The sequence below is a fragment of the Legionella sp. genome, from assembly GCF_049790535.1.
Lineage (GTDB): Bacteria > Pseudomonadota > Gammaproteobacteria > Legionellales > Legionellaceae > Legionella.
Genome location: NZ_JBAQZB010000017.1, coordinates 1 through 6,807 on the forward strand (window position 1 = coordinate 1; position 6,807 = coordinate 6,807).

Genomic DNA, 6,807 nt, shown 5'->3' on the forward strand with positions numbered 1-6,807 from the left:
GTATGGATGCCTTTAGTACCCCAACTTAAAATAAATTATCAACTTTTTCTGGTTGATTTACCAGGATTTGGCCAATCAAGTATGATGGCTTGGGATATTTTTAAAAAACAACTCTTAAATCAATTACCAGAACAATTTGTTCTTCTTGGTTGGTCAATGGGTGGTTTGTATGCTACACGCCTGGCATTAGAGGAGCCAGAACGCATAATCCATCTGCTGAATATTACTTCATCACCGCGATTTTTATTGAGTACTGATTGGCCTGGAGTTTCTCACGAAGTATTCAACACTTTTTATCAAAATTTATTAAGGGATACGCGAGGTACTTTAAAAGAATTTCTTAAATTACACGTTAGGAAAAATAAATTGGAACTTGCCTTAGGGGGTATTCCTTCATTTGCAGGTTTAGAGTCGGGTCTTGAGATTTTAGAGACATGGGATTTTCGACAGCAACTAAAAAAGTTTAAACAACCAGCATGTTATATGTTTGGTAGACTTGATCCTATTGTTCCAATGAGTACGATGATAACTATGCAAGAACACTATCCTACATTCGAGTACTTTTCATTTAATCGAGGGGCTCACATGCCTTTTTTATCTCATATGGATATATTTATTAATAAGATACAAGGACTTATTAAATGAAGCATTTTTTTATTACTGGTACCGATACTGATTGTGGGAAAACTTATGTGACAGCTCATTTAGTAAATTATTTTTCCTATGCAGCCGCCATTAAGCCTTTAGCTACTGGATGTATACTGCAAGAAGATCAATTAATTAGCAGTGATGCCCTACAATTACAAAAAAACAATAATTTAAGTTTGGAGCAGATTAATCCTTGGCGATTTAAATTACCTGTTTCTCCTCATATAGCTGCAAAAGAAGAAAATACTTTTATCTCCGCTACAGAAATTGCAAATTACTGCCTGAATTTTGAATTGAAAGGGGTTGAGCGTTTATTTATAGAAGGGGCTGGCGGAATATTAGTTCCATTGAATGATGAAGAAACTTGGATTGATTTTTTAAAAATTACTCATTTTCCAGTAATTTTAGTGGTTGGTATGAAGCTTGGTTGTATTAATCATGCATTACTTACTGAGGCTGTTTTGCGAGTCCATGATATTCCTTGCGTAGGTTGGATAGCTAATTGTATGGATCCAGACATGGTTGCTTTGTTGGCTAATATTGATACATTAAAGTCAAAGCTACAGGTTCCACTTCTGGCAACTTTACCTTTTCGGGGAGTGTTTTCTGAAGTACGTAAATTTTGAAAAATTTATGTGTAAAATTATCACATAAAGTATTTTTTTAGTATAGAAAGAACATTTTATTTTCCCATAAACTATAATTTTATAATAGTGAGAGGAAAAATAAATGACACCTGATCTTTTTAAATTAGATAAAAACACTCCATTAGCTGTTAATAACAGCCAATCAAATTCCTATTATGTACAAATAGTTCAGGCCAGAACCTCATTGCTGAAAACATTTCAGAATCAACTAGCAGAACCTTTAACTAAACAATTAGTTCCTGAAAAAACAGGAGTACCATTCCTTCATGTTAATGACAATCCACCACAAATTGCAGCAATTAAAAAAGTTATCAATTGTCTTTATCATGCAGAAGAAGCAGGAAAAGCCTGGGAAAAAACAAATTTTACTAGTGCATTGCAGGGGGTTGTTACTGCACCGCAGACTTTTTCCATGTTGTATCAACTTTATAAATCTTTAGCACACCTTAACGAGGCGACTCCAGAAATTCAATCAATCATACTAAATAATCATGAATTACTAAGTCCAATTTTTTCAAATGCTTATAAACTGATTAAAAGTTCCGGATGGTTACCACAATTTAGCCAGACGGAGGTTGTTTCTTCAGCAAACAAAGTATTGCATGCTCATGAAAATATGGTGGTTGAATCGAACAATATACCAACCAATTCTCCAGCAGCGGAGAATAATAATTTTCTTATTTCCGCATTCGATGCATTGTCGGAATTAATGAATACAGTGGCTGATTTGCACCAAACCACACTATCGGAAACAGAACGGCGGTCTAAATTTGAACTAATGCACGCGGCATTAGAAAAGTTTGAGAAAATTCCTTTTGTAAATCAGTTAAGTTTAAAGGGAATAGGTGATGCTCAGGCATTTAAAAGCTTAATGGATTGGTTAACAAATATTAATGATAATACTGATTTTATGCAAAAATCCATGCAAAACTATATTTTTTGGACAAATAACCACCTACCTTCATTAATAATCTATATTGATGAATTAGAGCGAAATAATTATTTGAAACCAGGCTTGTTATCTAGCGAACTTACAAGTGCATTATCTCGTATAAATAGCAGTTTAATACAATCATCTCTAAAGGTTGATGAAAAACAGTTTACTCTTTCTGATAAATCGTTGATTAAGTTACGTGAAGAACGAATTGACGTTAGTGAAGTTAGCAATGTAAAAACTATTGTTGCTCTGGAAAAGCAACATCGGGATCTAGATGTTTTTATTGATATATTAAAAAAATATGCTAAGCAAGCTTTTTCAGTGATAACAGAAACAGATCGTTATAAGATCAGACAGATTTATCCTCAAATTCAATCTGCTTTAGCTCATAATAGTCTGGAGTTAGAAAACGAATTAGCCCTCATTTTAAATGAAATTAGCAAAGATGAGGAACTTTCTTGGACTGAATGGTCATTAAATAAAATTGGTGCAGGTGTAGGTTATTTTTCAACCTATCTAACAAGCAGTCAAGTAGACAAGTTCCTTGCTGCTCAAGAATCCCTTCATGCTTCGGTTGAACAGTTAATTAAAGCCGAAAAATTAAAAATAGCTGTGGCTGAGAATGCACGAGAATTTTTGAGTGATCAAGGTAAAACATCGATACAGAATCGAGTTAATCAACGTATTAGTGTCATAAAATCAGGATTACATGATGAGTCTGAATATAAAGCTAAAGAAATTAAAGCGGGTGAATTAGTTGCTGTAAAGGCATCCAGCTTAAAAAATTTACGTGGAAATATTGCATATCTTCAAGAATTACAATTATCTGATTCAGTTCATAAGACAAGAATAACTTTGACTACTGAATTACAAAGACGACTTGGAAGAAAAGAGGCAGCTTATTTCGCAACCAACTCATTGGATATATTGGAAAAAACTACTCCAGAGATAGTTCGACAATTAAAACTTGTAGAAAATAGCTTATTGCACTTAGAGGAAACTTTAAAAAACTTTGAGCGACTTGAATGGAGTCAAGGATATAGAAACTATTTGACTCTCTATGCAATTGTTTCATCTGCTAGGAAATTATACTCGAGCGTTGAATTATTATCTCCCGAAGCCAGAAAATACATTGCTCCTGTTATAAAGCAAATTGATGCTTATGGTATTCTCTCTACAGTAAACCAACACAACGGGGATTTATCTTCATTAGGTCAATTAAAACAAGTAGATATACCTGCAAAAACTGCTACATCTCCTTCTGTTAAACCCAGTGAGGTAAAAAAGGAATCTTTAATACCAGCTTATATAGATCAAATCGAAACAGCACGCACGGTATTTTTACAACGTTTACAAGAAACTTTGGCTAAGACATTAGCCTCACAGTTAATGCCTGAGCAAGAAGGTGTGCCTTTTGCTCATCTTGATAAGGATGCCCCCCAAGTTGCGGCAATTAAAAAAGTCATAAATGGTTTGTATCATGCGGAACAATCATTAAGAACACTTCAGCATATTAGTACAGGCTCTACATTGAATAAAGTGTCGATTGCTCATCAGGGCGTGACTGCTGTGTCACAGCTTTATAAATCATTTACTCATTTAATTGATGTTGCTCCAGAAGTGCAAAACTTAATTCGCGATAATTATGATTTGCTTGAGCCTATATTTAGTCAAGTAAATAATATATTCAGTGATAGTACCTGGTTTAGTTCATTTAAAAGTAGTGGTGTGGGAAGTTTTGTAGGATATGGTATTAATGCAATTTTACCTGAAAATGAGCAGTCTTTTAGTTTAGTGCAAACCTTTTCTAATATACCTGCCTTGCTACACGTGTTTACTACCTATATGCAGCCTGAAAGTGAAATTAAGGCAAAAGATTTAAAAATTTCTCAGAAAAAACTTAAGGCTATTAATAAAATTCTTGATGGCGTGGCAACAAGTAAAATTTCTTTAGCTACCTTCGCTCGTGGACGTAGTGCCTATAAGGGGCTTATGCGAATTCTTACTTTATTAGGTGAGGAAAGTGGTAATCTTAAAAAGAATACATTCTCTACATATCAACAATGGGTTCATGAAAGTTATCCTGATCTCTTGGCTATGGTTGATGAGTTAGAAACACGTTATTACCTGCAATCTGGCACTTTATCCAAATCTATAGCAGCACAAATTGATTCACTGAATCAATTTATAAATTTAAAAATTGATGAATTCAATATAGATTATAAAGATAATAAATTAGAACCAGTACAACTTTCGGTAGATTTTTCTCAGAAAAGAGCGGAAAGTCTTGGTGAACGAAAAAAATTGCAGTGGACTGAATTATTTAAAATAGAGCATCAAAAACAAAATATAAATGATAGCTTGCAAAACAAATCGTCTTCTGATCTTTCTTCTGCAGACAGAAAAATTTTAAAACAGCAGGAAGTTTCTTTAATACAACAAGAAAAAGCATGCAAATTAAAAATTGATGTGATAACTGAAGCAATTACCCAATATAAAAAAATTGATCCCAGAGAAGATGCTAAGATGTTACAAGAAGCCCGAAATGCGTTTTATGCGGAACAATCACCTGATATTGAGAAAGAAAATAGAGCAACTTCTTTAGAAACCTCCTCAGTAAGTACTTTGGAAACCATTAAAAAACTCGACTTGCCCTCTTACGTTGCTAAATTAAGGACGCAATTGCATGAAAAAATGCAATCCTATTTTTCTGAGCGAGTGCAAAAAAATCTTAAAAAATTAAATGAGAATGATTTATATATAATAACATCTCAAGATCCTTCTTTTGTCCGCCAAATGAAAGAATTAGATAATAATCTTTATCATTTGCAAGCAGCATTAGTTCAGTTGAGGCAAATAAAACCGGAAGAGTCTTTATTATCTCTGGCAAAAGTTTTTGCGCAGATTGGACATCATGCGCAACATTTAATAACGAATATAAAAAATTTATCTCCAGAATTAAAAGAGCAATATGGTTCTTTGGTCGAGCAAGTAATGAAGTTCAGTAAAGAAGTTCTAAGTCTTGATTATAAAAAAGCCTACACTCCTGATATAAAATTGGCATTAGAGGGGGAGGAAACAGATGCATCGGCATGGTTAGGTGGAACAGGGAACATATTGCAAACTATTGCAATAAAAGCTGATGACGCAAGGGCGTTCTTGAAAGAGCGTTATGCACAGAATAATCTTAATGATAATGTCGATTTTAAAGCATTGAATGCTAGATTTACTAAAATGCATACGCCACAAATCCCAATAAAAACGCTTAAATCTTCAATAAATAAAGTTTATGTAAATCTTGTTGATCAAATAAAAAAATTTGACGAGACAATTGGGCAGCTTGGAAGCGAAGTCAAAAATATTCCACGGATGAAAGAAATTGTCTATAAAGAGTTTCTAGTACAATTATCCCAACAAGAGGATACTTTATATTTGAAACCAGGTACTTTCTTAAAACCCGCTATGGCAGCAGTAAATCAATTCTTTCTAGCTACGGCTTTAGAATTGGACATGTCTTTTAATGAGAAGCTTAATCTATTGAATGAGGTGAATTTTCTTAACATGATTGGGAGTGAAACCAAAAAAGAATTAGCGCAACTAACAGAAAAACTTAAAAGTGAAACTACTAATTCTGATTTACAATTACAAGTTGAATTAAAAAAAGATAAATTAGATTTTCTTACACAAGAGAGTAAATTACTGGATCAACACGATCAACTTATAGTAAGACGTGCATTATTAGACTCTCAGTTTGAGGTGTATTTACGCAAAGAAATGAAGCAAATGAGTGATTGTTTAAATTCACCCATTTTAGAGCAGTATGAGGAAGCATTCCAGCACTATTATTTCGAGCATGGCCCATCTTTAGCGAAGAAAGAATCTCCTGATTTATTATCATGGATAAATAACTTTAAACAACTAAACCAGGGGAATTATTGGCTTGTGAGTGAGGGTATAGCACAAGTTGATAAATTGAAAGAAATAGCTAATAAAGATCAAAATGTAGAAGTTAAAAATTATCTTAAGTCATTAATTGCATCTGCTAAAAATGAAGAAGTTTCTATAGAAACTCGTGCTGAAACCATTAAAAAACTACCTTCTAGCTCTACCTTTAATCGAAGCATTAGCGCATTAAGTGATGGAGCAAATCTTTGGGATAGGTTTAAACAATTTATTGAAACAGCTGTGAGTACTCTTACGGAATCATTACGTACTGGTGGTGGCATTTCTGAAATTTATAATAAGAAAAAAACAGAAAAAATTATTCAAAATATAGAGAAGTTTCATACCTTGAAAAAAGAGTTGGGTTCCATGAAAGCAGAGGGGGATGAGGAACAAAAAAATCTTCGCGGCCCTTCACAGCACGGATGAGCGTTCCAAAAGTGAATCAACCCTTAGATTGGCATACCACCTCTAAGATTACGAATATCAACACTATTGGCTATTTGATAGAAACAATCGTGCTGGCTCAACTTCATTGAAAAATTTTAATTCAAATTCTACTGCTTTATTGAATGTTTCTTTCATTTTCTCTTGAACTTTACTGGAGGCTTGAGCTGCCAATTGATTTACAGT

Annotated in this window: 3 protein-coding genes; all 3 read left to right on the forward strand. The window is 33.6% G+C overall.

From position 1 onward, the window contains the following. The coding region (locus WA877_RS00655; RefSeq protein WP_425169015.1) for an alpha/beta fold hydrolase at window positions 1-645 on the forward strand (645 nt) is incomplete at its 5' end. After that, on the forward strand, window positions 642-1,274 hold the full coding sequence (bioD, locus tag WA877_RS00660; RefSeq protein ID WP_425169016.1) for a dethiobiotin synthase: 633 nt from the start codon (window positions 642-644) through the stop codon (window positions 1,272-1,274). The genes WA877_RS00655 and bioD, both read left to right, overlap by 4 nt. 103 nt (window positions 1,275-1,377) lie before the next feature. Continuing rightward, entirely contained in the window at window positions 1,378-6,603 is a 5,226-nt protein-coding gene (locus WA877_RS00665; RefSeq protein WP_425169017.1) for a hypothetical protein, read from the forward strand. Window positions 6,604-6,807: the final 204 nt, after the last annotated feature.